Origin of the sequence: Chitinivorax sp. B, from assembly GCF_005503445.1 — a bacterium.
Classification (GTDB): Bacteria; Pseudomonadota; Gammaproteobacteria; order Burkholderiales; family SCOH01; genus Chitinivorax.
Map to the genome: position 1 here is coordinate 34,620 of NZ_SCOH01000005.1, position 26,080 is coordinate 60,699.

Consider the following 26,080-nt stretch of genomic DNA (forward strand, 5'->3'; position numbering starts at 1 on the left):
TCGTTGTTGCCGGGCGCTTGAGGGGCGGGCAATACCGTACTCCTGTTACCTGGCCTTCATCCAATCAGGCAGCCCTGACGACACATTTCATTCAGGAAAATCACGGCATCAACAGGCTGACGTGAACATTTTGTCATCATCGGGTCTTGTACAGCTGTTCGTTCCTCACCCGTTGAATCGATGGTCTTCTTGACGTTATAGTCAAGATGCCTGCCATTGACAGCCGGCATCCTGTTGCTCCCGTCAGTGCAAACATCATCACCAGTCACCAACCTGCACTCATCGATTGGTCAACATTCACACGTTTTTAATGCACTATCCCGGCAACCACACGCACCACTTGTATACAAAAACTCACCCGGTTTTAGCCAGAAAACACGACTATCACACTGATTTCAGCCAAACCAGTCACACCTTCCTGCGCTTTCCTCAGTAAAATCAAAATCCATCCGAGGCTACATACACACACCACTGCACATGTTTGCGGTTGCGTGGTCTCTAATTTTGTATACAATCAGCAAAAACAACACAACGAACACCCGAGGTAAGCACGCGGTAGATAAGGCAAGTCAGCAGCAGCCATCGACAGAGTGGCGCGATTGACCATAAGCCACCGCAGTCAGCACGCCATGACGATTGCACACGTCATGGCGTTTTTGTTTTCTAGTTCAGGGAAATGAACAATTTGGACGAAGCTCAATGGGCATCGGTTTTGGGCTTGGGTACCGTCGCTTTTTCAACGGACTTGTCTGTATCTGTGGATTTCTTGGCAGCATCTACCGGTTTGGTAGGGTCTGCGGGCTTGCTGGGCAAGCCCAGGCAATTTCGTAAGCTCTCTCGAATGGCGGCCGGGTCACTACCTTCCAGACTGCAATCACCAGCAAATGCGGGCTTGGACTCGGTTGCCGGGGCAGCTGACTTACCCTTGGCACCTTGCTGCGCTTCGAAGGCCTTACGAGCTGCATCCAACGCCTGTTTTTCCGCTGCCAATTGGGCTCGTTCCTGTTCCAACTGTTTACGTGCCTCGGCAAGCGGGTCGGCCGGTGCCGATGAAGGTAGCTGATTTGCTTCAGCTTGTGGTGAGATATGAACAGCATCGCCAGATTCCGGCGGTTTGGCTTCCTCTGGCTTGGCGGAACGCATTACATCAGGCTGCTTGTTGGGTGCAGGGGGGGCCTTGATGGCCGGCTTCGTGGGTACACTGTGAGCCGTCACCGTGGCATTGGGCGGTGTTTTACGCTGTTTGGCCACAACCATGACAACCAGCGTGATCACCACCCCCAACAAAACCACACCAGTCAAGATTACAATCAACAGCACCTGGGCACGGACGAACGCCATGAATCCCCCTGTCCTGGTCGACGCTTCCTCACCGCTCGCAGCATGGGGTTCACCTTCAGCATCCGGCTGGCGCCGTAACGACGCCAGCAATCGACCGATGAAACCAGGACGCACAGCAGGCGCGTCGGCTGTGGTCAAGGTATCTGGGGATTGTGCTGCCGCAGGAGAGCGGCGCAAGCGCCCCAACAGCCGGGCGAGGAAGCTCGGCTTGGGGGGGGATGCAACGTCAATGGAGTCAGTCGCTACAGGTCGGTCTGACATGCATGATCAATTGGACATACGCTTCAGATCTTTATACACCACCAATAGCGTATAGACGATCAGGCCTGCGAAGCAGACCATTGTCCAACTGGGAATAGTCAGCCCCAGAAAACGCCAACCGGCCTCGGCACACTCACCAGAGCCATGCAAAACCTTGGCCAGCGCAGCCGACCACGGCATGGTCTCCAGCATGAACTCCAAACCGGGGCCGCATGATGGCACCAGCTCTGGTGGCAGATTCTGAATATAGACATGGCGGCCAGCAATCCCCAATCCAACCAACCCTGGCAACATGATCAATGCGGCCCACAGTTTGGCACCCAACTTACCCTTTGGGTGAAAAACCGCTGCCAGCAAGAACATGACACCCATGGCGATCACGGCGACCCGTTGCAGAATGCATAGTGGGCAAGGTACCTGGAACTGGAAATACTGGAGATACAGTGCATAGCCAATCAAACCGGCACAAAACAAAAAACCAAGCGCATTACCAAGACGGCGGGAGGGGATCAGTTTGAGCAACATGATATCCAAAAAAAGGTCAGTGAAAGCCGCTGCGATACGGCAGATAATCAGTCATCGCGTTTTGGTTGCTGATTGTGCATCAGAAGTTCCCGCATGGCACGCAGTTCCTCACGCATTTCATGGATATCGTGATGTAGCTTTTGAATATCGTGATGCATTTCCCGCCGCAGTAACTTTTCGTCCTCACCAATGAAAATCGACGCAATACTGGCGGTCACCATCCCAAGCATGCTGTATCCGACCAGCACCAGAATCACCGCAAACACACGAGAGGCCGGTTCCGTGGGAACCAGGTCGCCATATCCAACGGTAGCTGCTGTAGTAAAGGCCAGCCAGACACCTTCACCAAATGATTGAATGGTCGGCTCCAGCCAGAAAAAGATCGCGCCACCACACAACATGGTAGCCACCCCAAACAACAATACATAAGGCAAGCCATCTGGCGAAAACAGATGTCGAACCGAACTCATGACCCGAATCATCATCATAGCCACAGCAGTCAAGCGTAATAACCGTGCAACCGCCACCCATTCGGTACCAATGCCGGTAAAGCTGGCAGCACTGGCCAGGATGATCATGATGTCCAACCAATTGTGTAGTAGATAGCGTTGACGCTGCTGTACCACACGCAGCATCCAGATCAGCTCAAAACTGAATGCCATCAAAATCAGGACATCCAACCAACGCCCAATCTGGTGCAGCGGACTGCCCACAGCAATCTCTTCCAGATAATACGTTGGCAATGCCAGCAAAGCGACAAACAGCATCAGCCAGTGCAGTCTACGCTCCCAGGCATAGGCTTCAGGCCTGTCACCCGGTGGCACACCTGCGGCTCCGAAATACACGCGGAATTTGTTATACACAGTTGATGTCCAGCAGTTGGTTATTCACAAACCGTGCAGGATGAAGCCTGTAACGGCTTGACAACGATGGAATCAGTTTGGCAGGTTTAAGCAGGGCTTGTGTTGATCCGTAGCAATGTCAATTGACAATCGTTAACTGGGCTCCGTCTCCATTTGCTGGACCGGGCTGGATGTGGGTTCTGGATGGTAATTGAGGAAGCGCAGCACGGCTTCCTTTTGCTTCATCGTGTCATCGTATCCCAGCCGAATCAATTCACGGGTATAGTGCTTATCAAATAACAAATAGCTGGCCAACACCGAGCCACGACGACGTAACCCTCCAAGACCACGCAACAGAAAGCGAATCATGTGTGGAAAACGGTGAACATGTCGGGAGGCCACTTCGTCGATGTCACGACTGGGGTGAATCACCAGTACATCAACCTCATGCAGTACAAATTTGGACTCTTCTTTCACGGCCGACGGGATCAATTGCACGGTACGATTCACCCGCTCCAGTCGCTCCAGATCGGCCGCCATCCCATCCAGAAACACGCTGTTCAGCATATGGCCAATCACCTGCGCCATGGACGGGTAGCCATTACTTTTGATCCGCTCCGGATTGCTGCGTATCTGCCGACTGACACCAACCACCAGCACTTTCTCTGCGCCAAGATGCAAGGCGGGGCTGATTGGCGCTGTTTGGCGGATCGAACCATCGCAGAAATATTCCCGATTCAGATGCACCGCCGGGAACACAAAAGGAATGGCCGATGAGGCCATGATGGTGTCGATGACAATGTTGCTGGGTACCCCCAGCCGATGCACACGGTTCCAGCCAGCCAGCTCCTGACGTCCCTGAAAGAATGTGACCGATTGGCCTGACGTCAACCCGGACACGGTCACTGCCAATGCATCCAGCGAGCCGGTTTCGATGGCCCGCTCCAGACCTGTCAGATCGAAGTTTCGTTCCAGCAAGCCTCGTAGTGGCGTGTTGTCCAGTAGCGAGCGCGGGTTGTGTTTGCCGAAACCACCCAGCAGAATCGAGAAGATCCAGTGCCAGATGTGACCAGAAACCGACACGAAATCGGTTCGATAGATTTTGTCTGGTGTCAGATTCTTCCAGAGATAATCCAACCGGCAAATACCATTGCGAAATTGCTTGGCTGCCATGGCCACGCCTATTGCGTTGAAAGCGCCTGCGGATGTTCCGCAAATGATTCGGAACGGGTTCCTTGCATCCTTGGGTAACATATGTGCAATCGCACGTAGTACTCCTACCTGATAGGCCGCACGAGCCCCACCACCAGACAATACCAGCGCTATTTTCGGTTCATCAGATAAATCTTGGTCGGACATCACATACAGCTCGCAGTTTTATTTCAGCCTAGGCACTGCCGACTGAAAAATAAAGGCGACTATATGTGCGAATGCACAATTAAAAACCGGCCTCACGGCCGGTGCTGACTGCAACGGATAAGCCGCAGAATCAGCAGCGTTTCAACTTGATGACACGGGAAACCTGCCCCGCCGTAAAGCTGCTGTTACGGGCAAAGGGAGCACAATCGTTCGGTGTAGTCAGCGACGCTATGGGTGAGAAATTCCCGACATAACGCCATTTATCCGTTTGTTGACGAATAAATACCGGAATCGGGTCAATCTGCTTGGCCAATGTCCTTCCTGCCGCACGGGCTGCCCCACCACTATTGCACAGAATCACATCGGGTGCATGCGGATTGAGATCCGGTCTCAAGCAGGCCGCGACTACCTTGCCTTTGTAAACGGGCAAAAATGCCTGCTTGTTTCCGCCACAGTGGCTATGGATATCATCACGCGTGTAATCCTTGCCAATTTCGAACATAGTTTTCTCCGAGGAAATACACAGTCCATGACTGCGAAATCAATCCTCAGACATTAACGATACTCGTATAAAACTGGTGTAAATTTGAATTCAGCCCAATATGGGCCGACGTTTGAGCAGGACGAGATGTTGCAGCAAGATGATCAGGCAGCTCGTTTTTCAGCTCGGGCCACATGCTTTAACCAAAGCTCCAACTGATCCAGCGTATCACTGAGCTGCTCCGTTGTGGTGCGTTCATCAGCAACCTGATTCACGATATTGCCAAGCACACGACTTTGATCGAGAAGACGATCCAACCGCACTTCAATGCCATGGCGTGCAAAAACCGGTGCCAGTTCTTCATAACGCGCCAATAGGTCTTGCCGGGTACGTTGATAGGCGTGTTCTGCGATCTTGTGACGGTCGGTGTAGCTGAACACATTGGCAAAGAACATTTCGGCATCGGCATGACTGGGTTCAAACAGCACCACATCGGCATGCGGATAAAGGTTACGGTATTTCGCCATCCCCACCTTCATGCGGGAATGGATGATGGCGCGGAACGTTTGCGACAACACCAACGGCAATCCCCCCGCTGCCAGTTTATCGTGCTGAACCAAACCTACCTTTGGATATTGACGCGCATCGTAAGGTACCAATGGGTTCAGACACAGCACCAAGTCGGCGCCTTCATCCAGCGACACAGATGCATGCAAGGTACGCAGCAATGCACCGTCTACATAGAAATTGCCATCGATTTCCACCGGCGGATACAGACCGGGTAAAGCACAGGACGCAGCCACCGCAGTCGAAACTGGTATGTGATCGTGCCCACGGGCGCCAAACTTGACTGATCGACCAGTATCCAGGTCCGTTGCAATCACATACAGCCGCTTGCTCAACTCTCGAAAGTCATTGCAATGGCCAGGCGCAGAGAATACCCGTGCCAAATATTCGCTGATGGCACCAACATCAAACACGCCAGTCGGAATAGCACGCCCCAAGGTCGCCAATGCCCCTGGCAATGACACATCCTCCGACCGCGTCACCATACGCCATGCAGCATCCAGCAACGCTTTCGGAATCGCCAATGCACGTTGCCAGTATTCGCGATAGGCCGGCTGCAGGAACAGCTCCGGCCGGAATGGATCGTCGTAGCGCGGGTCCTGATCGATCATGATGCGATACATCTCGGCAGGCGAATAGCCATTGGCCATGGCCGCAGCCACCAAGCTACCAGCGGAAACGCCAACATACACATCCAGATCGTTGAAATCCAGACCATCCAGAGATTCCTGCAGCGCACACAGGGCACCAATCTCATAAATGCCGCCCAAAGGCCCCCCACCGGCCAGATTCAAGCCAATTCTCGGGCACCCGTCTTCACGCGGCTCAAGCATATGTCCAGTCCGATTCATGCGTGTTTTTACTGCTTCCAGAAACGATGCAAAACGATGACGACGTGGCAGCTTGGGCTTCGCTGAAAGCCAACATATTCCAACCAACGAGTCGCTCTCGTTTGCCCCCCTCACAATGGGAAGGAAACGCGCCCCGCAAATGACCAGTCAACAGCGAAGCGCAGTCATGGTCAACCGTTATTGTCACCTGAACCCGTTGCTGCAGTAGGCGTTGGCTTGGCTTTACTGGTAGCAGGCTTGGCTGCAGGTTTGGTAGTCTCCGCTTTAGGTGCGGCAGGTTTCTTGACCGGGGCAGTTTTTACAGCAGGTGCTGCCACTTTGACTGCTGCCGGTTTGGCTGTTTTCTCCGTGGCAGGTTTGGCCGCTTTGGCAGCCACTGGCTTAACCGCAGCCTGATTGGCAGTAGCCGGTTTGGCTGCAGCCTTGGTGTCCGCAGGTTTAGCCACAGCAGCTTTAGGCGCGTCCACTTTTTTCGCTGCGGGCTTGGTTACTGTAGATGGAGTTGTTGCAGGTTTGGCTGCTGCAGGTTTGGCTGCGGTAGGTTTAGCTGCTGCAGGTTTGGCTACGGTAGGTTTGGCAGTGGCAGGCTTGGCATCTGCTTTGGGTTCAACAGCCTTTACATTGGCAGCTGTGGGTTTGGCCGCGGCTTTGCTAGCGGGCTTCCCCAGCAGAGCGTTGACACTGTCGGTCAGTTCTTCTACCCGCTTGCTCAATGCCTTGACATCCGATTCGGTCGGCACTCCCAGTCGGGACAAGGAGCGTGCAACCCGATCCTGAAACACGGTTTCCAGCTTGTCCCAAGTTTCAACTGCCCTGCCTGTTGCCTCACCAACCCGATCCCCAGCAATGCGCTTGCCTTCTTCTTCAATTTTGCGGCCGGCATCAACCAGGGCTTCAAATACCTTATTGCCCTCAACCTGAGCACGGGCCAAGGCACCTAGCCCGGCAAGCCAGATCTGATTGGCGGAATCGACGATCACGGAGGTCAGTTGCTTCTGCGGTGCGTTCTTTTTGAGTGATTTCATTGCTCTTCTCCTAACTTATTTCAATTTGTCTTCTGACCGCAGCATATCCTGACAACGCTCGGCACCAACTCGGTGCAGATCAAATTGGGAACAGCTTGACAGCAGGTTCTATTGCTTATTCTGATTTACTTATTATCAATATCCAGTATCTTGCCGACGTTGATCAATGTCAATCTCGATACTGCGAATTCATGGCATTTTCCGACAATGTCGCGTATTTGATGCAGAGTCTTGTGCCATGAGGCCTCCAGACTTGTTTCAAGACTTGTCTGCTTCCGATTTGCTCGCGATACTTCGGCATAGACCAATTCACGCCGGCTTGCAGCCTCATTTCACCCCCAACAGGGCAAATAGGCCTGATAACGGCTTTTCAATGGCTTGTTTCCATCGAGTTGCACATGTTCACGCCACAGCGTCTTCAACTAGCTCAATGGCAGTCGGATCGACTAGCCTACACTCACCGGGATTTGCTGGCTCATCCACGTTATCACGATGCCACTGACTATTTTCTGTGCGATCTTTATGCCGCACGTGACTTCAGCCTGCGAGATCAGCAGATCGAACGCGTGCACCACAAATTGCAAACCATGCTGCCAGAGCATATGGTCATTCCGCTGACCGATGCACTGAATCTGAATCAACTCAGTCAGCAATTGGATCAACGTATAACCGATATGCTGTTCGATGAAATGAAGGTGGATGCCATCACGGAAGCCAATTATTGCGAGGCTTATCGGCGATGCGACAATGCCGTGCTACGAGAACAACAGATCGATCTGACCGAACGTCTGGGTATGGATCTGGATAAGCTGATCCGCAAACCCATGATCAAATCGTTACTCTATATGTCGCGCCTGCCCGCCAAGATGGCAGGACTGGAAGAACTACAGCAATCGCTGGAGCGCGGATTTGCTGCCTTTCGCGCCATACGCGGCTCACAGGAATTTGTTGAACTGATCATCAAACGTGAACGCCAGTTCATGCATCGCATCCTGGTGAGCGATCCGCATCCATTTGCAGCGGTCGATGCAGCCGCGCCAATCTGCCCCAACTGAAATCAATATTGAGGCTGATCGACAACAGGCTGCTGATCAGGGAAAACTGATCACTTCAAGTGCTGATCGAGATAGCGAGTCAACTCCTGCTCAATCTTACCCTTCAGGCCAGAAAGCAGCATACCGAGCTTGACCTCTACCTTGACGCGTTTATCACTGACCAGGAACTGACCACTCACACCCGGCCGATCGAAATGCAAGGCGTCACCTGACCATCGGTAATCCAGGCCAACATCGCGTTTCAGCTCATCCGCAGCCTGCTGAACCAGATTGCGTGCTTTTTCCAGCGGCAACTGATGCTGCCGTTCAATTGAAATATGTGCCATCTACATCACTTGAATCAACGGAATGCCCAATAGGACTGGCTATCAGGCAAGTTGTCTTCATCCAGCCCACCATCATGGCAGGCAGAACCCCTGCTTTATTGTGAGACGAAACAAGGGGAGGTGACAACCACCAGACACAAGCCACCTTCCCTATTACATGCCAATCCCTCGCTGACAAAGCACTTACATATAGATGCCCTTCATGATCTGGGTAAAGGCGATCTGGTCAGGTGTCATGTTGGTGCTACCACCTTCCTTCTTCCCTAGTGCCGCATCCGATTCACCGAACATGCGATACGAGGTATTCATGATCACTTGGCTGACCTTCGGCATCAGTGCATGCACTACCTGCGCAAAAATACCCAGCTTGGTGGCAATCCGCTGTGGCCGGTAGATGATGGCTTGTGCAATCAGATCAGCAGCTTCATCCGGTGTGGCCATGGGCACGTTCTGATACAGCTTGGTCGGTGCGGTCATGGCTGTCTTCACCAGTGGCATGTTGATGGTGGTGAACTCAATGCCCTTGTCGGCAAACTCCGATGCTGCACAACGGGTAAAGGCATCCAGCGCTGCCTTGGAGGCTACATAAGCCGAGAAACGTGGGGCATTGGTCAATACGCCGATCGACGAGATATTGATTACATGCCCTTTACGGCGCGATGCCATATGTGGCATCAAACCCATGGTCAACCGCAAGCAACCGAAGTAATTGAGCTGCATAGTGCGCTGGTAATCGTGGAAACGATCATAGGAATGCTCAATACCACGTCGAATGGACCGACCGGCATTATTGATCAGTACATCCACCCCGCCTTGTTCATCCAGCACCAACTTCAGCATGGCGTCAATCTCGTCCAGATTCGCTAAATCGCAGCTATAGGTGACCACCTCACCGCCCACCGCTTCGATTTCGGTCTTTGCTGCAGATAACTTCTCCGGGTCACGTGCCACCAGAATCAATTTGCCACCGGCTTGCGCAATTTTCAACGCAGCTGCCAGGCCAATCCCTTGCGACCCACCAGTGATCAGCACAGTCTTGCCTTTCACCGCGCCATTCAGAGTACGGTCAATGTGCAGATCCGGGTCCAGATGACGTTCCCAGTAATCCCACAATACCCAGGCGTAATCCTGCAACCGAGGCACCTTGATGCCTGCAGGCTTCAACAAAGCCGCCGCATCGCGGTTGTCAAAGCGGGTGGGGTAGTTCACGAAGCGCATGATATCGGGCGGCAAGCCCAGATCGCGCATGACCACATCACGAATTCGTCTAACGGGCGTCAGCATCATCATCCCTTGCTTGATAATGGGCGGGATGAAGCCAAACAGTGCGGTGTTCAAGCGCACCGCAATATGCGGTGCATGGGCTGCACGGGCAAAGATCTCAAGAATTTCCCCAACACGGTACGGTTCGGTATCGGTCAGATGGAAACACTTGCCATCCTGTCCTTCCACGTGGGCGATATGGTCAATGGCCTTGACCACATAATCAACCGGTACCAAGTTGATGCGGCCACCATCGATTCCGATCGTAGGCATCCAGGGCGGCAATAGCTTCCGGTATTTCTGGATCAGTTTGAAGAAGTAATACGGCCCATCGATTTTGTCGATTTCACCGGTTTTCGAATCGCCCACCACCAAGCCGGGGCGATAGATGCGCCAAGCACCTTTGTATTCTTTGCGAATGATCGCTTCCGAATCATGCTTGGTACGGAAATAGGGATGTTGCAGGTTCTCTGCTTCATCGAACATGTCTTCGCGGAAAATCCCCTCATAGAGGCCTGCCGCCGCAATGGAACTGACCAGATGAAAGCACCCTGCCTTCACGCCTTCGGCAAAGTGGGCTGCATTGCGTGTGCCTTCCACATTCGCTACCTGCTGATCTTCATCAGATGCCTTTAGATCGTAAATGGCAGCCAGATGCAGCAAATGCTTGATCTTGCCCTTGAGCTTCTTGATCTCGGTGGTTTTCACACCCAACTGCGGCATGGTTACATCACCGATCACCGGCACAATCTGGCCACGAGCATCACCCCACTTGGCCTTCAGCTCATCCAGCTTCCCCAGTGACGATTCGCGTACGAGAACGTAGATGGTGTCTTGCGAGCGGGCCATCAATAGCGGAATCAAATGTCTCCCAATGAAGCCTGTTGCTCCCGTCACGAAGTACGACATATTTTCTCCTAAGAATATTTTAATTTACTTCTACAACCCAACCAAAACATACTCGATCATTTAAATTACCAATTCAACAAATACGAAAATAGCCACTAAAAGCAATAGCATAAATTCGCAATCCATCTGCGCATTATGTCATAGCAATCCGAAAAATATTATTATCCCACCTGTCAAAAATGTTTGGGTATACTCTTTTTCGAAAATAAATTTCGCAGGCCGCAGTCAGCAAAAAAGTGCAACCCAGCGCGATCTAGGGTGCCGGGCAAATCATCGCACGTCTTCTAAACTTCAAAATATAAAGCAGACATGTGGCCAGTTGAGATGAGCTTGTTTTTTAGCCTATTGGATGGAGTCAAAATGATCTGGAACCTCAATGGTCCGGAAAAACGCAGTATGTCTGCAGTGGATACCGCCTGGCTTCGCATGGATAGACGCACCAATCTGATGATGATTGTTGGCATCCTGATTTTCGAATCCCCGCTGGATATTGATGAATTTAAGCAATTATTGGAAACCCGTTTTCTAAAATACCGGCGCTTCAAACAATGTCCTGTTGGCAGTGGCACATCCTATTACTGGGAGGATGATCCCGACTTCTGCCTCGATAACCATATCAGCCGGCTACAACTATCTGACCATGCAGATCACGGTGATCTGCAAGCTTTCGTATCAGAGCTTGCCAGCACCAAGCTGGACGACCGACGACCGCTCTGGCATTTCCATCTGGTGGAAAACTTTGAAGGTGGGACTGCGCTGATTGCACGCATCCATCATTGCTACGCCGACGGTATTGCGTTAATTCAGGTACTGCTAGGCATGACTGATAATGCCCCTGCTGCGGGCGGCAAAAGACGTAAACAACGCCATGAAGAAGCCGATAATGATCTGTGGAACAAGCTGTATCGCCCATTTGCAGGAGCTGTCACAGGTGCGATCAAGCTGTATTGGGATGTGATTGAAGGCACTATTGATCTGGTGAAATCCCCTTCCAAATTGATGAAATACACCAATCTGGGTTTGGGTATCACAGCCGATGCGGCACGTGTGCTGAGCATGCCGAACGATCCGCAGACCAGCCTAAAAGGTGAACTGAGCGACCGCAAGAAATGCGTTTGGGCCGAACCGCTGGATTTGAATGAGGTCAAGCAGATTGGCAAGGCACTGGATTGCACCATCAATGATGTATTGCTCGCCAGTGTGGCCGGCTCATTGCGCAATTATCTGCTGGAGCGTGGCGACGATCTCGATGGAAAGGATATCCGCGCCTTCATTCCCGTCAACATGCGGCCGGCTACCAAAATGGACAGGCTGGGCAACTATTTTGGGCTGGTTGCACTGTCGCTGCCGATTGGCATCGCTAATCCATTTGAACGACTTTATGAGTTGAAGCGGCGAATGGAGGAATTGAAGAACTCGCACGAAGCGATTGTCGCGCTGGGTTTGTTGGGTGTTGCCGGTGCCTTGCCGAATGCGGTACAACAATTCTCGTTCGATCTGCTGACCAAGAAAGGGTCAGCAGTGATGACGAATGTACCCGGCCCGCGTGAAGCCTTGTCGATGGCTGGCAGTAAATTGAAGGATATCCTGTTCTGGGTGCCGTCATCTGGCGAGATTGGTCTTGGGGTGAGTATTCTCAGCTATAACGGGCAGATTCGCTTTGGCATCATTGCCGACAGTCATCTGATCCCCGACCCGGAAAACATTGTGAATCGGTTGCAATGTGAATTTGACAAACTGCTGTATGGCACGCTGCTGAATTCGTGGGAAGCCCCGCTGTCACCGATGGTCATCGAACAGGAAATCCATGACTGGGTAGCAGTTCAACAACTGGAATCCGTGCTGGAAGCAGCGCGCATGCCACAAGAAGCCTGATCCAGCTCAATCGCTGATTTGGCGATCTTTACCTTACTACAAAAAAAACGAGCGGTTGACACCGCTCGCTTTTGTGAACAAACGCCGATTACTGCTTGGGCGCCTCTTCTTTTTTCTCTTCAGCTTTAACAGCTTTCTTAGCCTTTTTGGCTTTCTTGGCCTTCTTGACTGGCTTGGCTTGCTCAGTTGCAGCAGCCTCAGCAGGCTTGGCCTCTTCGGCAGCCACAGCGGAGAAGGATACAGTAGCAAATACGGCGGCAATCAATGCGGACAGAAGCTTGTTCATTGCAATCCTCTTTTCAGTTGAAAGGTCACAGCAACCGTTCGGCGTGCGTGTGACACCGAAACCGGTAGCCAGATGGAACCGTCGTTCCACCCTTCCAACAACGTGACGTTACAAAGCTGGTTGACACAAACCCAGACCTGCCTCAAAAAATGGCTGCTTGATCCACCTTGCACGGGAGGAGGAATGGGGTAATGTTCTGGTATCACCAACGTGGATTGGTACGAATCAATTCGGTTGCTGCTTCAGCGCTGAGTGGTTTGGCAAAATGATAACCTTGGGCCAAATCGCAATTGAGTTCGCGCAGTACTTCCAGATGGCCCGCCGTCTCGACACATTCCGCAATGACATTCATACCCAAGTTATGCGCCAGCATGACGATGACACGAACAATCTCTTTACCCTCGATCTCCTCAGTAATGCGACGCACGAAAGAACCGTCGATTTTCAGCGTATCGCAAGGGAAGCGATGCAGATAGGATAGCGATGAATACCCTGTGCCAAAGTCATCCATCAACACCTTGATATTCTTTTCCCGCAACCGGGTCAACATCTGCCGCGCGGATTCCGGGTTTTCCATCAACATGGTCTCAGTGATTTCCAGCTTCAAATGCGAAGCGGATAAACCAGTCTCACCAATCACACTTTCGATTTCTTCCACCAGATCCGGCTGACTGAATTGCTTGCCAGACAGATTGACACTGACCGGAATCAGGTGATGGCCCGGAAAGATTCGTTGCCACTCCACCATTTGCATGCAAGCCATTTCCAGCACCTGCTTGCCGATTTCAATGATCAAACCAAGTTCTTCGGCCAGTGGAATGAATTCATTCGGCGAAATCAACGTGCCACTGGGTTTGAGCCAACGGATCAACGCCTCAAAGCTGGCCAGCTCGCCGGTTTTCAGATCAACAATTGGCTGATAGTGAACCTGAAATTCCCGGCGCTCGACTGCACGACGCAATTCGTGCTCCAACTGCAAAGTCGTGACAGCGCTATCATGCATGGTGGCATCGAAGACCTCCATCTTCTTTTTACCACGCTTGCGGGCCCTATGCATAGCCGTATCAGCATCACGCAGCATGTCTTCCGGCAAGGTATAACCGCCACTGCTGAATGCCACGCCGATACTGCACCCTGGAAAAAATTCATGCCCCCCCAGCCCCAGCGGCCGACCAAGTACGCTTTGCAGCATCTCGGCAAAACGGGTCGCCTCTGTTGGGTCACGCACATCATCCATCAGTACTGCGAATTCATCCCCACCAAAACGTGCGGCAGCATCCCCTGGTCGCAATACCGAACGGATTCTCGATGCAATCTCGATCAGAAACTGATCACCGATGCGATGGCCGAAGCTGTCGTTGACGTAGCGAAAGCGCTCCATATTCAAAAACAGGACAGCAGAAAGATAGGCTTCATTACGCTGCCGGTGTTCCAGCGAAAAACCGAGTAGGTCTGTGAACAAAGCGCGATTTGGCAGACCGGTCAGTCCATCGTGAAAAGCATCATGCAGTAATTGCTCTTCTGCACGCTTACGTTCAGTGATATCGGTCTGGGAGCCTGCCATGCGATAGGCTCGGCCATGCTCATCCCGTACCGCCAGACCACGGGTCAGCATCCAGCGATAGCCGGATGTCTTGTGCAGCATGCGATGTTCAATCTCAAAGTGTGGGGTCAATCCCTTCAGATGACTGATCAGCTTGGTTCTGAATGACTGGCGCTCAGCGGGATGCAGACGGCTTTGCCATTCATTGACGGAATCACCAATTTCACCATCCTCATAGCCCAGCATGTGCTTCCAGCGGGCGGAAAAATACATGGTGTCATCCAGTACATTCCAATCCCACAAGCCATCGTTCGCGCCCGCCATAGCCAGCTTGTAGCGTTCCTCGCTGATACGCAGTGCCTCTTCGGCACGTTTTTTGGCGCGTCGCAATTCGGCTTCGCGCAACTCGCGCTCTACGACACTGGATAACCTGGGTAAATTGGTTTTCAGGACGAAGTCACTGACACCCATCTTCATCAGGGCCACAGCAGACTCTTCACCAATCGTACCGGTGACAACGATGAACGGGCAGTCCAAGCCCGCTTCGGTATAAAGATTCAGTGCAGCTGGTCCACTGAAACGCGGCATGGTGTAGTCTGACATGACCAAGTCCCAATGCTCTTTCAGTGCTGCCTGCATGGCATCGGGTGTGTCGACACGCCGGTGGAACACCTGGTAACCACCGCGCTTGAGCTGCAGCAACATCAACAATGCATCGTCTTCGGAGTCTTCAACGACCAGCACCCGCAGTTCGGACACGCTATCTCCCAACTGTCGGCAGCGACTCGTTCAGCACCAGCCAATACAACCCTACTTGGCGAACCGCATCAATGAACTGATTGAAATCAACCGGTTTACGGATATAGCTATTCGCACCAAGCGAATAGCTCCGGAGAAGGTCGTCTTCTTCTTTCGACGTGGTCAGCACCACCACTGGGATCAGGCGAGTGCGGGCATCATCCCGCAACGCCTTGAGTACGCCCAGGCCGTCCAGCTTGGGCAATTTGAGATCAAGCAGAATCAACGCAGGATGCACCGGTTCGGCGCGATCGGCATGGGAACCCGTCCCGAACAGGTAATCCAAAGCTTCAACGCCATCGCGTGCAACAACAATCTCATTGCTGATATTGTTTTTTTTGAATGCTCGCAACGCCAGCATCTCGTCATCTGGATTATCTTCTACCAGCAAAATTACTTGGTTTCGCATCGGATTCCGCCTTGAATTACGTTCCGCCCCTGATTTAGTTAATAGTCGAGTTCAGGTCACTACGCCAGTCCCGCGAATGGACCTGAAGCTGGACGCCCTACCCAGCCCGGCAGGGCGGCGCAGTATAACCGAATGTATGCTGCCATCGGCCGGCAACGACAAAAAGCATCCAGCTCCATGGAGTCGGCGAACACCCACTCCATGTTGAGCAGCTAACTTACAACAAGGCTTTGCTGACGATTTCGTAGGTATCCTTCGATAACCCGTCGGTTGACACAATACGGATCAACTCAGCCTTCATCAGCCCCTGACGTGCCTCGTCAAACCGCTTCCAACGATTGAACGCCCCTGCCAGACGCGCCGCTACCTGAGGGTTCAACTTGTCCACCGCCAATACCTGGTCCGCATGGAAGCGGTATCCTGCCCCGTTCTTGTCGTGGAAGCAAACCTGATTGGCGGCAAAGACACTCAGCAATGACCTGACCTTGTTCGGGTTCTTCAAGGTAAAGGCAGGATGGGTCAGCAACTGCTGTACACGTGCCAATGTATCTGGCAATGTCGACGAGGCTTGCAACGTCAGCCACTTGTCCACGACCAATGCGTCACCCTTCCAGCGCTCATAAAACGCTGCCAGCGTCGGCTCACGTTGCGGGCATGCAATGTGGGTCAGTACTGACAAGGCACCCATGGTGTCCGTCATATTGTTGGCCATGTTCGCCTGGCTGACGCACAACTCACGCATTTCATGCTCATCCAGTTGCAACAGGTAGGACAGACACAGATTCTTCAGCGCACGTTGGCTGACCGCTTTCTGCTCATAGCGATACTCGCCTTTGGCATCATTGGCATGGAAAACCGCAAGCCAATGCGCGCGCAACACAATGGCCAACTGGGTGCGTACAAAGTCACGCACCACATGGATCGCATCCGGGTCCACCACGGTCATCTGGTCACCGATATAACTTTCTGCCGGTAATGTCAGCGCCAATGCGATCAACGACTTGTCCAGCGTCTCATTCAGCAGTGTCACACGGAAAGCATCCACCACCGATTGCGGTAGCAACAGCGCCCGGCCAGCCTGATAGTCGGCAATCAAGCGCAGAATCAATCGCAAGGTCAATGTCTGACTAGCTTCCCAACGATTGAAATCATCGGTGTCATGTGCCATCAAGAAGGTCAGCTCGTCGTCATGCCATTCATAATCCAGCTTGACCGGTGCTGAGAAACCCCGCAGTAACGAAGGCACCGGCTGCGACGGCACATTGACGAACACAAAGTGCTGTTCAGCTTCCGTGAAACGCAGTACTCGTGACTTGCCGCTGGCCGTTGCCTCGCCTTCCAGTTGCAATGGTAACTCGTGTCCCAGACTGTCTAACAGCCCAACGGCCATGGGGATCAGGAACGGCAATTTATCTTGCTGGTCTGGTGTAGCTGGGCAACTCTGTTTCAGCGTCAGCGTATAAGTTCTGGCTTGCTCGTCATACCGACCAATCGCCTTCACCGCAGGGGTGCCCGCCTGGCTATACCAGCGTTTGAATTGCGACAGATCCGTCTCGTTGGCATCCGCCATTGCAGCCAGAAAGTCATCGGTGGCCACCGCTTGGCCATCATGACGACGGAAATACAGGTCCATGCCTTTGCGGAAGCCAGCAGCGCCCAACAAGGTATGGTACATACGTACCACTTCCGCCCCCTTCTCATACACAGTGACCGTATAGAAGTTATTGATTTCTATATAGGACTCCGGCCGTACCGGGTGTGACATCGGGCCTGCATCTTCGGGGAACTGGAAGTTGCGCAAGGTGCGTACCTGATCAATCCGCTCCACGGCATGACTCCCCATATCGCCTGAGAACATCTGGTCACGAAAGACGGTCAATCCTTCCTTGAGCGAAAGCTGGAACCAGTCGCGGCAGGTCACACGGTTACCAGTCCAGTTATGGAAGTATTCATGGGCGATCACGGCCTCGATACCGGCAAAATCAACATCCGTCGCGGTATCAGCCTTGGCCAGTACATACTTGGTGTTGAAGATGTTGAGACCCTTGTTCTCCATGGCCCCCATGTTGAAATCGCCCACCGCAACAATCATATAGGTATCCAGGTCATATTCCAGGCCGTAGACATCCTCGTCCCATTTCATGGATTTTTTGACCGATGTCATCGCATGATGACACTTGTCCAGATTGCCGGGCTCCACATAGATCTCCAGCTTCACTTCCCTGCCCGACTGCGTCTTGAAGTGGTCGTCCAGCTTCACCAGTTTGCCAGCCACCAACGCAAACAGATAGCTTGGTTTGCGGAACGGGTCCACCCACTTCACCCAATGTCGTTGCTTATCGACATTGCCATGCCCTACCAGATTGCCGTTGGACAGCAATACAGGAAAACGCTGGCGATCAGCGGTAATGGTTGTGGTGTAACGCGCCATAACGTCTGGGCGATCCAGGAAATAGGTAATGCGACGGAAACCTTCCGCCTCGCATTGTGTAAACAGGTTGTGGTTGGATTCATACAGACCCGACAACGCAGTATTCAACTGCGGCTGAATACGAGTGGCCACCTCAAGCACACAGCTGGCCGGCAGATCACGCACCGTCAGCGTAAAACCCTCAATCTGGTAGCGGGATGCATCCAACACCTCACCATCCAGCTTCAGCTGAACCAGAATCAGTTCTTCGCCATCCAGTACCAATGGTGCGTCCACGATCGGATGGGCATCATTGCGATTGAGCACCATGCGGGAATGCACATCAGTATGCTCATCGAAAATATCGAATTTCAGATCAACGCGGTCGATCAGAAACGGGGGGGGCGTGTAATCCTTCAAATAGATTGTCTTGGGGGTATCGTTCTGCATGCTCTCGAATCCTGCTCTCATTCGTATGCCCAACCACGCGGCACGTATGCAACCACATGCCTGATCAAACGTGGTGGCTCAAGGTCGTTGTTATAATCCTACTTGCCCTGCAACCATGCCTGACGTGCAGCCAATTGTGCCTTACCAGGCTTCTCAGCCAATTGCAGCACGCAGGTATCCGACTGCGGTGCCAGCAACTTGACGGTAAATGTCATCAATTCATCGCGACGGAAGGCATGCAATATCACTTTGTCGCCCACTTTGTGGCGCTCGATCATCGCATCCAGATTACTGCCTGCTTTCAACCCATCCACCGCCACGATCAGATCGCCAGCAGACAAGCCTGCAGCTTGAGCTGCACCACCATCCAGAACATGGGTCAACTTGGCCAAGCCATTTTCCGTACTGCTGCGCCCCCCCAACACCGGGCGTTTGACCAGAGCTTCATCGTTCTTGCTTGCCGCCGTACCACCTTTATCATTGTTGGATTCGGCCGCACGCAAAGTGAAATTGACACCGAATTTCTTCAACAGTGCCGACAATGGCAAATCTTCAACCGAGCGCAACGCGTGATCGAAGAACCCCTTCAGATCCAAACCCGTTACCTCGCTGGCAACCAGCTCCCATTCTGCCTCGCCGATCCCCTCACCGCGTGTCAGGTAGAGCTGCCACAGTGCACGCATCACATCATCCAGCGAGTGTCTGCCGCTGGTTTTGTCGCGAATGGTCAGATCCAGTGCCAGTGCTGCCAGCGCGCCTTTGGTGTAGTAGCTGACCAGGCTGTTGGGCGAGTTTTCATCTTGTCGATAGTATTTGATCCAGGCATCAAAACTGGCGTCCTCAAGCGTCTGTTTCAACCGCCCCGTACCACGAATGACACCTGTCACGGTTTTCGCAACCAGTTCCAGATACTGAGGTTCGGTAATCAAACCTGAGCGCAGCAATGCCAGATCGTCATAGTAAGATGTCACGCCTTCCATCGCCCACAGCAGGCGGGTATAACCCTCGCGGCTTAAATCATAGGGCGCGAACGCTTGTGGCTTGATGCGTTTGACGTTCCAGCTGTGAAAATATTCGTGGCTGACCAAGCCCAGAAACTGCCGATAACCACTGGACTGTGCTTCATCTCCCACCACGGGCATATCGCCACGTGAAGCGATCAAGGCAGTTGACGCGCGATGCTCCAAGCCACCATAGCCATCACCGGTAAGCATGGTCATGAAGACGTAACGATCAAAGGGTGCGGGCTCACCAAACAACTTGATCTGGTATTCGCAAACCTTTTTGATATCACGTGCCAGGCGTTTCATATCCGCATCATGCTTACCTGCCAGCACAAAATCATGTGGCACGCCACATGCCTTGAAGCTGATCAGGGTGAAGTCACCCATTTCAACGGGATGATCAATCAACTCGTCGTAGTCAGCTGCTTCATAAGTGCCAAAACCGTACTGCTTGGCCCCCTTGACACGCAATGCTGTGGCGACCTGCCAGTCCTTATAGGCCTTGCCTTCCGGCGGTACGATCTCGACCTCGCAAGGGGTGTTCTCCTGCCCTTCCACACTCAGGAATACGCTGGTGCCATTGAAGAAAGCTCGGGTTTGATCAAAATAGGCACCACGCACCGACAAGTCAAACGCATACACCTCATACTGCACGGTCAACGCCCCTTTGGTGGGCGCCACCAGCCAGGTGTGCTTATCCAACTTGGTCAACGGTACTGGCTTGCCATTGGCAGAGGCCTCGATCCGTACAATATGACGAGCAAATTCGCGAATCAGGTAACTGCCGGGAATCCACGCAGGCAACGATAAACGTTGTCCACTTTTGCTGGGCTCGGGAATGGTCTGGGTAACGTGAAACAGGTGCGCCTCAGGTCGGGCACATTCGATGCGATAACGGATCGGAGATGTCTTCATGCGTTTGTCTGGCCGCTCGCTTATGGCGATCAACCTCATTCGGTTTAGGGTAAAACCCCTAGTTTAACCTAGAAACACTTTCATGCTACGTCCCTTCATAGACCTATCCACGCGGCTTCCATGGCAACATCTTGTTTTATAAAGCGGGAGTTTTTTACGGCCCGATATTGGCGACACGGATGCCAATCAGGCATCCGTGTTTACGAAAAGAACTATGACGCCAATGCAATCAACCCCTGCAAAGCGGCCTCTACCGCTGCTCGCCTGATCGCTTCACGATCGCCAGTAAAATGATAGCGCTGGACAATTACAGGGCTTCCATTCGACACCCATCCCAGCCAGACGGTGCCCACAGGCTTATCCGGTGTTCCACCATCTGGACCGGCAATGCCACTCACCGCCACAGCCAAGTCTACCTTGGCCATCCGCATTGCGCCTTCTACCATGGCCTGAACGGTCTCACCACTGACCGCTCCAAAGGTTTGAATACACTCGGCCGGTACCCCCAATAGCTCACATTTGGCGCGATTGCTATAGGTAACATACCCCCGGTCAAACCAGGTAGAGCTGCCTGGGATAGCTGTCAGTACTTCGCCAATCCAGCCGCCAGTGCAGGATTCTGCCGTCGCCAACCACCAGCCGCGCTGCCTGAGCAGCCCACCTAGTTCAATAGCCAGGTGTTCCAGTTGCTTATCGGCCATGACCCAACCGTCGGTAACGTGCAATCAGGCCGCTAGTGGAAGCGTCATGCTCTGCCAACCCACTGTCGTCCGCCAACTGTGGAATGATGCGTTGAGCCAGTTGCTTGCCATACTCCACCCCCCACTGGTCGAACGAGTTCAAACCCCAGATCACACCCTGCACAAACACTTTGTGTTCATACATGGCGATCAGGCTACCCAGCGAATGTGGAGTCACCTTATCAAGCATGATAGTGTTGGATGGCTGGTTCCCTGGGAACACCTTGTGTGGCAAAAGTTGCGCCAGCGCGTCTCCAGACAGACCTTGCGCCTCCAGCTCTTGTCGGGCTTCCTGTTCAGATTTGCCACGCATCAGCGCTTGGGTCTGGGCCAGGCAGTTTGCCGTCAGGATGTCGTGGTGGTTACCCAATGGGTACAAGGTTTTCATCGGCAGAATGAAATCTGAAGGAATCAACCGCGTGCCCTGATGTAACAGCTGGAAGAATGCATGCTGACAGTTGACCCCGGCTTCACCCCAAATGATCGGTCCGGTATCAAAATCCAGCGTGAAACCATCGCGTGTCACCCGTTTACCATTCGACTCCATATCCAATTGCTGAAGGTGCGCCGGCAAGCGCGACAGGCTTTGATCGTACGGAATCACCGCATGAGTGTGGGCACCGAAGCAGGTGTTATACCAAATGCCCAGCAAGGCTAGAATGACGGGGATATTGCGCTCAAAGGGTTGTGAGAAGAAGTGCTGATCCATCTCGTAAGCCCCCTGCAACATCGCCTCGAAATGATCCATGCCGATCTGAATGGCAACGGTCAGGCCCACTGCTGACCACAAGGAGTAGCGGCCCCCAACCCAGTCCCAGAACTCGAACATGTGCTGTGGATCGATCCCGAACTCAGTCACAGCTTGGCTATTGGTCGACACTGCAACAAAGTGCTTGGCCACGGCAGACGGATTACCCAGCCGACGCACCAGCCAGTCGCGAGCTGACGTTGCATTGAGCAGGGTTTCCGGAGTAGTGAAAGATTTCGACGTCACCACGAACAACGTCGTGGCCGGGTCAAGTTTCACCAAGGTTTCAGAAAGGTGCCCACCATCCACGTTTGACACGAAATGGGTACGAATCCCCACCGAACCATATGGTCGCAAGGCCCTAGCGACCAGCATCGGGCCCAAGTCCGACCCGCCGATACCGATATTGACGATATCGGTGATACGTTGGCCAGTATGGCCCAACCATTCGCCATGACGTACGCTCTCAGCAAAGACGCGCATGCGTTGCAGCACGGCACGTACTTCGGGCATCACGTCCACACCATCGACCAGGATAGAGGAATCGTCACGATGCCTGAGTGCGGTATGCAACACAGCCCGATTCTCACTGACATTGATGTGATCCCCGCGACGCATGCGCAGCATCCAGTCAGCCAGATTCACGTTTTCTGCCAGCTCAGTCAACAGCCGTAACGTGTCATCGGTTATCCGGTTTTTGGAGTAATCCAGAAAAATCGGGCCACATTCCAGCGAAAATCGCTCAAATCGGCCCGGGTCTGCTTCAAACAGATCACGCATATGTACTCGCGCCATCTGTTGCTGATGCCGCCATAGCGCGAGCCAAGCCCTCGCTTGCGGCGATTTGAACAAGTCCTTCATAGTTCCCAGAGTTTCTTAAGTTTGTAAGTGCCTGCAGGTCATTGCCCGCAGGTCATTTATGATTGAAACAAGGTAGGTTGCCCTGCCTTTAAACGATGACTCCAAAGCACCCTGACCAATCCCATCCCGCAGAACACGTTCAAGATCCGTCATGAGCGACTGTCAGTGAGGTAAAGCACGGCACAAAAACCAGAATGTATGTGTGATACATGAGGATGATGAACAGCACATGAGCCCAGATCATGGTCGCGCAATAAGACATTGAACAGGTTCTTAGACAAAACAAAGCCACCATAAGGATGACATATTGGCCGAGTACGCTTTAAAGCTTGATGAAATGCTCACGGTAGTACTTCAACTCTTCGATTGATTCGTAAATATCCGCCAACGCTTCATGCTTGCCGTGCTTCTTCAAACCTTTGGCCAGTTCAGGCTTCCACCGCTTCACCAGCTCCTTGAGTGTGGACACATCCAGGTTACGGTAGTGGAAGTAGGATTCCAGACGCGGCATCCAGCGTGCCATGAAGCGACGATCCTGACAGATCGAATTGCCACACATCGGGCTTACACCACTTGGCACATGCTCCTGCAGGAATCCGATCATCTGCGCTTCGACCTGCGACTCATTCAGTACCGATGCCTTCACTTTGTCAATCAATCCTGAACGACCGTGGGTATTCTTGTTCCAGTCATCCATCGCATCCAACACAGCGTTGTCCTGATGCACTACCAGCACCGGGCTCTCTGCAATCGTGTTCAGTTCGCTGTCGGTAATCACGACAGCCACTTCCAGCACCTTATCGGATTCCGGCACCAAGCCAGTCATTTCCATATCAATCCAGATGAGGCGGTTTTGATCTTGTGGCATACTCATTTCCTTACTTGTGCGCTTTTATTCTCGCACAGTTCTCATTCAAACGTCATTGACACCCGTTCTCACGCATGTCCACATTTACCTTTGTTTTTATCGGCGCGATTGTACTTACAACCGCCCTCCGTTTGTGGCTTTCCTGGCGACATTTCAGTCATGTTCGCCACCATCGGGATCAAGTCCCTGCTGCATTTGCCAACCAGATCAGCTTACCCGACCACCAAAAAGCGGCGGATTACACCTGCGCCAAAACCCGCTTGGGCTTCGTCGATACCCTTATTGACGTCACCGTGTTGCTAGGCTTTACCTTGGGCGGTGGCATTGAATACCTGCATCAGTTCTGGCTTGGCCACCTTGGTTCAACCATCTGGCAAGGCATTGCGCTGCTGTTTTCAGTATCGTTCATCAGCGGCCTGATTGGGTGGCCGTTATCGATCTATGCCACTTTTGTGCTGGAAGCCAGGTTTGGATTCAATCACACCACGCTCGCAACCTACCTGTCAGATCTGCTGAAGCAGACTTTGCTGGGTATTGTTTTGGGCGGGCCATTGCTTTATGCCGTACTGTGGTTGATGGATAAAATGGGCGCTAACTGGTGGCTTTATGTATGGGTGCTATGGGTGGGTTTCCAGCTATGCCTGCTGGCGATTTACCCAACATGGATTGCCCCATTGTTCAACAAATTTTCACCACTTGAAGATGGCCCGGTCAAAACCCGCATTGAAGCCTTGCTGGCCAAATGTGGTTTCACCAGCAACGGCCTGTTCATGATGGATGGGTCAAAGCGCAGTGCACATGGCAATGCTTACTTCACCGGCTTCGGTAAAACCAAGCGCATCGTGTTCTTCGATACCTTGCTGAAGCAACTGGAGCCCCAGGAAATTGAAGCAGTACTGGCACATGAATTAGGCCATTTCAAGCGTCACCATATCGTCAAGCGTATCGGCTGGAGCTTTATCACCAGCTTGATCATGCTCTACGCACTGGGCATGTTGATGCAACAGCAATGGCTGTTTACCGGCATGGGTGTTGCCAGTAGTAGTACTGCCCTGGCACTGCTGTTGTTCTCGTTGGCTGTACCGATTTTCCTGTTCCCCTTGACCCCATTGAGCAGCCTGTATTCACGCAAGCACGAGTTCGAAGCAGACAGCTATGCAGCCGAGCATGCCGATGCCCATGACCTGATTCAGGCCCTGGTCAAGATGTATCGTGATAACGCATCGACCCTGACGCCAGATCCACTGCACTCGACGTTCTACGACTCTCACCCTCCTGCAGCCATTCGCATCGCGCATCTGGAAGCACAACAGGCATGAGCCAGACCTGCTGTTTGAGGATACTGGGCCAGTTCAAACTGGCCCAAATTTCCGAGTATTATCCGCTGCTTGATACCATCCATTCTTCTTTTACCAGGTCGTACCGCCATGTCCCAAACCGTTGAAGGCCAAATCATTGCCAGTCATGGCCGTTCGTTTCGTGTCATGGTGGCGGGGCAAATCTACGAATGCACCGCACGCGGCAAGCGCACTGACCTAGCATGTGGCGATAAGGTAGATGTGCAGATCAGTAACCAGCAACAAGCAGTAATCGAACGTACCCACCCACGAAAAAGTTTGTTGTATCGTGCGGATGACTGGCGGGAAAAATTGATTGCGGCCAACGTCACACAGGTTGTGATTGTCGTGGCTCCATTTCCGAGCTTCAGTGAGGAATTTCTTGGCCGGTGCCTGGTAGCCTGTGAAGCGGCTGATATCCAGCCGCTGATTGTATTGAACAAGTGTGATTTGCCTGAGGCGGATCAAGCCAAAACGCAATTAGCCTTATACGAACAATTGGGTTACCCGCTTCTGATGCTGTCTGCCAAGCAAAGTATCGCTCCGCTTCAGCCTCGACTGACAAGCCATACAACCGTGTTGATTGGCCAGTCCGGCATGGGTAAATCCACACTGATCAATGCGCTGTTACCCGATGCCAAGGCACGCACTGGCGACATTTCCGTCGCGCTGGATTCAGGCAAACATACCACTACTCACGCTACGCTTTACCCGTTGGATATCAACAGCGCCATTATTGACTCACCTGGTATGCAGGAGTTTGGTCTTGCCCACTTGCCTGCCGACTCGCTTGCATCCTGTTTTCCTGACATGCGGTCTTATATTGGTGATTGCCGTTTTGCCAATTGCCGTCACATGGCTGAGCCCAATTGCGCCATGACACAAGCCCTGACGGATGGCCGTATTACCGAACGACGTCTTATGCTGTATCGCAAATTGCGCCAAGCAATCGACAAGAAATAAGCTATCTGCAATAAAAAAAGCCGCAAGGTCGACTTGCGGCTTGTCAATTCAGTCAGGCGATCAACGCC

21 protein-coding genes are annotated in these 26,080 nt (G+C 52.7%); 4 read left to right on the forward strand and 17 right to left on the reverse strand.

All coding sequences use genetic code 11. From position 1 onward, the window contains the following. Positions 1 to 696: 696 nt before the first annotated feature. The 7 genes from FFS57_RS04700 to FFS57_RS04730 all read right to left on the reverse strand — a co-directional run bounded on the left by FFS57_RS04700 (position 697) and on the right by FFS57_RS04730 (position 7,252). Positions 697 to 1,602, reverse strand: coding sequence for a hypothetical protein (locus tag FFS57_RS04700; RefSeq protein WP_137936607.1), 906 nt, complete (start codon positions 1,600 to 1,602; stop codon positions 697 to 699). A 6-nt stretch (positions 1,603 to 1,608) separates the two neighbouring features. After that, complete coding sequence (locus tag FFS57_RS04705; protein WP_137936608.1) at positions 1,609 to 2,127, reverse strand: disulfide bond formation protein B; 519 nt, start codon at positions 2,125 to 2,127, stop codon at positions 1,609 to 1,611. A gap of 47 nt (positions 2,128 to 2,174) precedes the next feature. Then, a complete protein-coding gene (locus FFS57_RS04710) occupies positions 2,175 to 2,990 on the reverse strand; it encodes a potassium channel family protein (RefSeq protein WP_137936609.1) in 816 nt (271 codons plus the stop codon). A gap of 132 nt (positions 2,991 to 3,122) precedes the next feature. Beyond that, complete coding sequence (locus FFS57_RS04715; protein WP_137936610.1) at positions 3,123 to 4,328, reverse strand: patatin-like phospholipase family protein; 1,206 nt, start codon at positions 4,326 to 4,328, stop codon at positions 3,123 to 3,125. Between the two features lie 130 nt (positions 4,329 to 4,458). Then, on the reverse strand, positions 4,459 to 4,830 hold the full coding sequence (locus FFS57_RS04720; RefSeq protein WP_137936611.1) for a DUF6697 family protein: 372 nt from the start codon (positions 4,828 to 4,830) through the stop codon (positions 4,459 to 4,461). A 143-nt stretch (positions 4,831 to 4,973) separates the two neighbouring features. Next, positions 4,974 to 6,209 carry a patatin-like phospholipase family protein gene (locus tag FFS57_RS04725; RefSeq protein WP_137936612.1) on the reverse strand — a complete coding sequence of 412 codons (1,236 nt, stop codon included), beginning with the start codon at positions 6,207 to 6,209 and terminating at the stop codon, positions 4,974 to 4,976. A gap of 188 nt (positions 6,210 to 6,397) precedes the next feature. Then, positions 6,398 to 7,252: a phasin family protein gene (locus tag FFS57_RS04730; protein ID WP_137936613.1), complete on the reverse strand. Its 855-nt coding sequence runs from the start codon at positions 7,250 to 7,252 to the stop codon at positions 6,398 to 6,400. A gap of 398 nt (positions 7,253 to 7,650) precedes the next feature. Between FFS57_RS04730 and FFS57_RS04735 the strand changes: the two genes are divergently transcribed. Beyond that, positions 7,651 to 8,307 carry a DUF8198 family protein gene (locus FFS57_RS04735; RefSeq protein ID WP_137936614.1) on the forward strand — a complete coding sequence of 219 codons (657 nt, stop codon included), beginning with the start codon at positions 7,651 to 7,653 and terminating at the stop codon, positions 8,305 to 8,307. 50 nt (positions 8,308 to 8,357) lie between these two features. On the opposite strand, the gene FFS57_RS04740 is transcribed toward FFS57_RS04735, so the two are convergent. Beyond that, on the reverse strand, positions 8,358 to 8,633 hold the full coding sequence (locus FFS57_RS04740; protein WP_137936615.1) for a polyhydroxyalkanoic acid system family protein: 276 nt from the start codon (positions 8,631 to 8,633) through the stop codon (positions 8,358 to 8,360). Between the two features lie 183 nt (positions 8,634 to 8,816). Then, entirely contained in the window at positions 8,817 to 10,805 is a 1,989-nt protein-coding gene (locus FFS57_RS04745; RefSeq protein ID WP_137936616.1) for an SDR family oxidoreductase, read from the reverse strand. Positions 10,806 to 11,165: 360 nt separating this feature from the next. Here FFS57_RS04745 and FFS57_RS04750 point away from each other — a divergent pair, with 360 nt between their 5' ends. After that, positions 11,166 to 12,680: a WS/DGAT/MGAT family O-acyltransferase gene (locus tag FFS57_RS04750; protein ID WP_171013628.1), complete on the forward strand. Its 1,515-nt coding sequence runs from the start codon at positions 11,166 to 11,168 to the stop codon at positions 12,678 to 12,680. 88 nt (positions 12,681 to 12,768) lie between these two features. Here the strand turns inward: FFS57_RS04750 and FFS57_RS04755 are convergent, their stop codons facing one another. From FFS57_RS04755 to orn, 8 genes are all read right to left on the reverse strand, one after another. Further along, the gene (locus FFS57_RS04755) at positions 12,769 to 12,966 is read right to left on the reverse strand and encodes a hypothetical protein (protein ID WP_137936618.1); all 198 of its coding nucleotides are present in this window, start codon (positions 12,964 to 12,966) and stop codon (positions 12,769 to 12,771) included. 202 nt (positions 12,967 to 13,168) lie between these two features. After that, positions 13,169 to 15,268 (reverse strand): EAL domain-containing protein, encoded by a 2,100-nt coding sequence (locus FFS57_RS04760; RefSeq protein WP_249383886.1) that lies wholly within the window; start codon positions 15,266 to 15,268, stop codon positions 13,169 to 13,171. A gap of 1 nt (position 15,269) precedes the next feature. Then, positions 15,270 to 15,716 (reverse strand): response regulator, encoded by a 447-nt coding sequence (locus FFS57_RS04765; protein WP_137936619.1) that lies wholly within the window; start codon positions 15,714 to 15,716, stop codon positions 15,270 to 15,272. 217 nt (positions 15,717 to 15,933) lie between these two features. Continuing rightward, complete coding sequence (gene pepN, locus FFS57_RS04770; RefSeq protein ID WP_137936620.1) at positions 15,934 to 18,576, reverse strand: aminopeptidase N; 2,643 nt, start codon at positions 18,574 to 18,576, stop codon at positions 15,934 to 15,936. A gap of 98 nt (positions 18,577 to 18,674) precedes the next feature. Beyond that, positions 18,675 to 20,495 (reverse strand): M61 family metallopeptidase, encoded by a 1,821-nt coding sequence (locus FFS57_RS04775; RefSeq protein ID WP_137936621.1) that lies wholly within the window; start codon positions 20,493 to 20,495, stop codon positions 18,675 to 18,677. A 212-nt stretch (positions 20,496 to 20,707) separates the two neighbouring features. Next, on the reverse strand, positions 20,708 to 21,196 hold the full coding sequence (locus FFS57_RS04780) for a CinA family protein (protein ID WP_137936622.1): 489 nt from the start codon (positions 21,194 to 21,196) through the stop codon (positions 20,708 to 20,710). Beyond that, positions 21,186 to 22,844: a glucose-6-phosphate isomerase gene (gene pgi / locus FFS57_RS04785; RefSeq protein WP_137936623.1), complete on the reverse strand. Its 1,659-nt coding sequence runs from the start codon at positions 22,842 to 22,844 to the stop codon at positions 21,186 to 21,188. Before pgi ends, FFS57_RS04780 begins: the two co-directional genes overlap by 11 nt. 322 nt (positions 22,845 to 23,166) lie before the next feature. Beyond that, entirely contained in the window at positions 23,167 to 23,712 is a 546-nt protein-coding gene (gene orn / locus FFS57_RS04790; RefSeq protein ID WP_137936624.1) for an oligoribonuclease, read from the reverse strand. Positions 23,713 to 23,786: 74 nt separating this feature from the next. Here orn and FFS57_RS04795 point away from each other — a divergent pair, with 74 nt between their 5' ends. After that, positions 23,787 to 25,031 (forward strand): M48 family metallopeptidase, encoded by a 1,245-nt coding sequence (locus FFS57_RS04795; protein ID WP_137936625.1) that lies wholly within the window; start codon positions 23,787 to 23,789, stop codon positions 25,029 to 25,031. Between the two features lie 108 nt (positions 25,032 to 25,139). After that, entirely contained in the window at positions 25,140 to 26,012 is an 873-nt protein-coding gene (gene rsgA, locus FFS57_RS04800; RefSeq protein ID WP_137936626.1) for a ribosome small subunit-dependent GTPase A, read from the forward strand. The last annotated feature ends 68 nt before the right edge of the window (positions 26,013 to 26,080 follow it).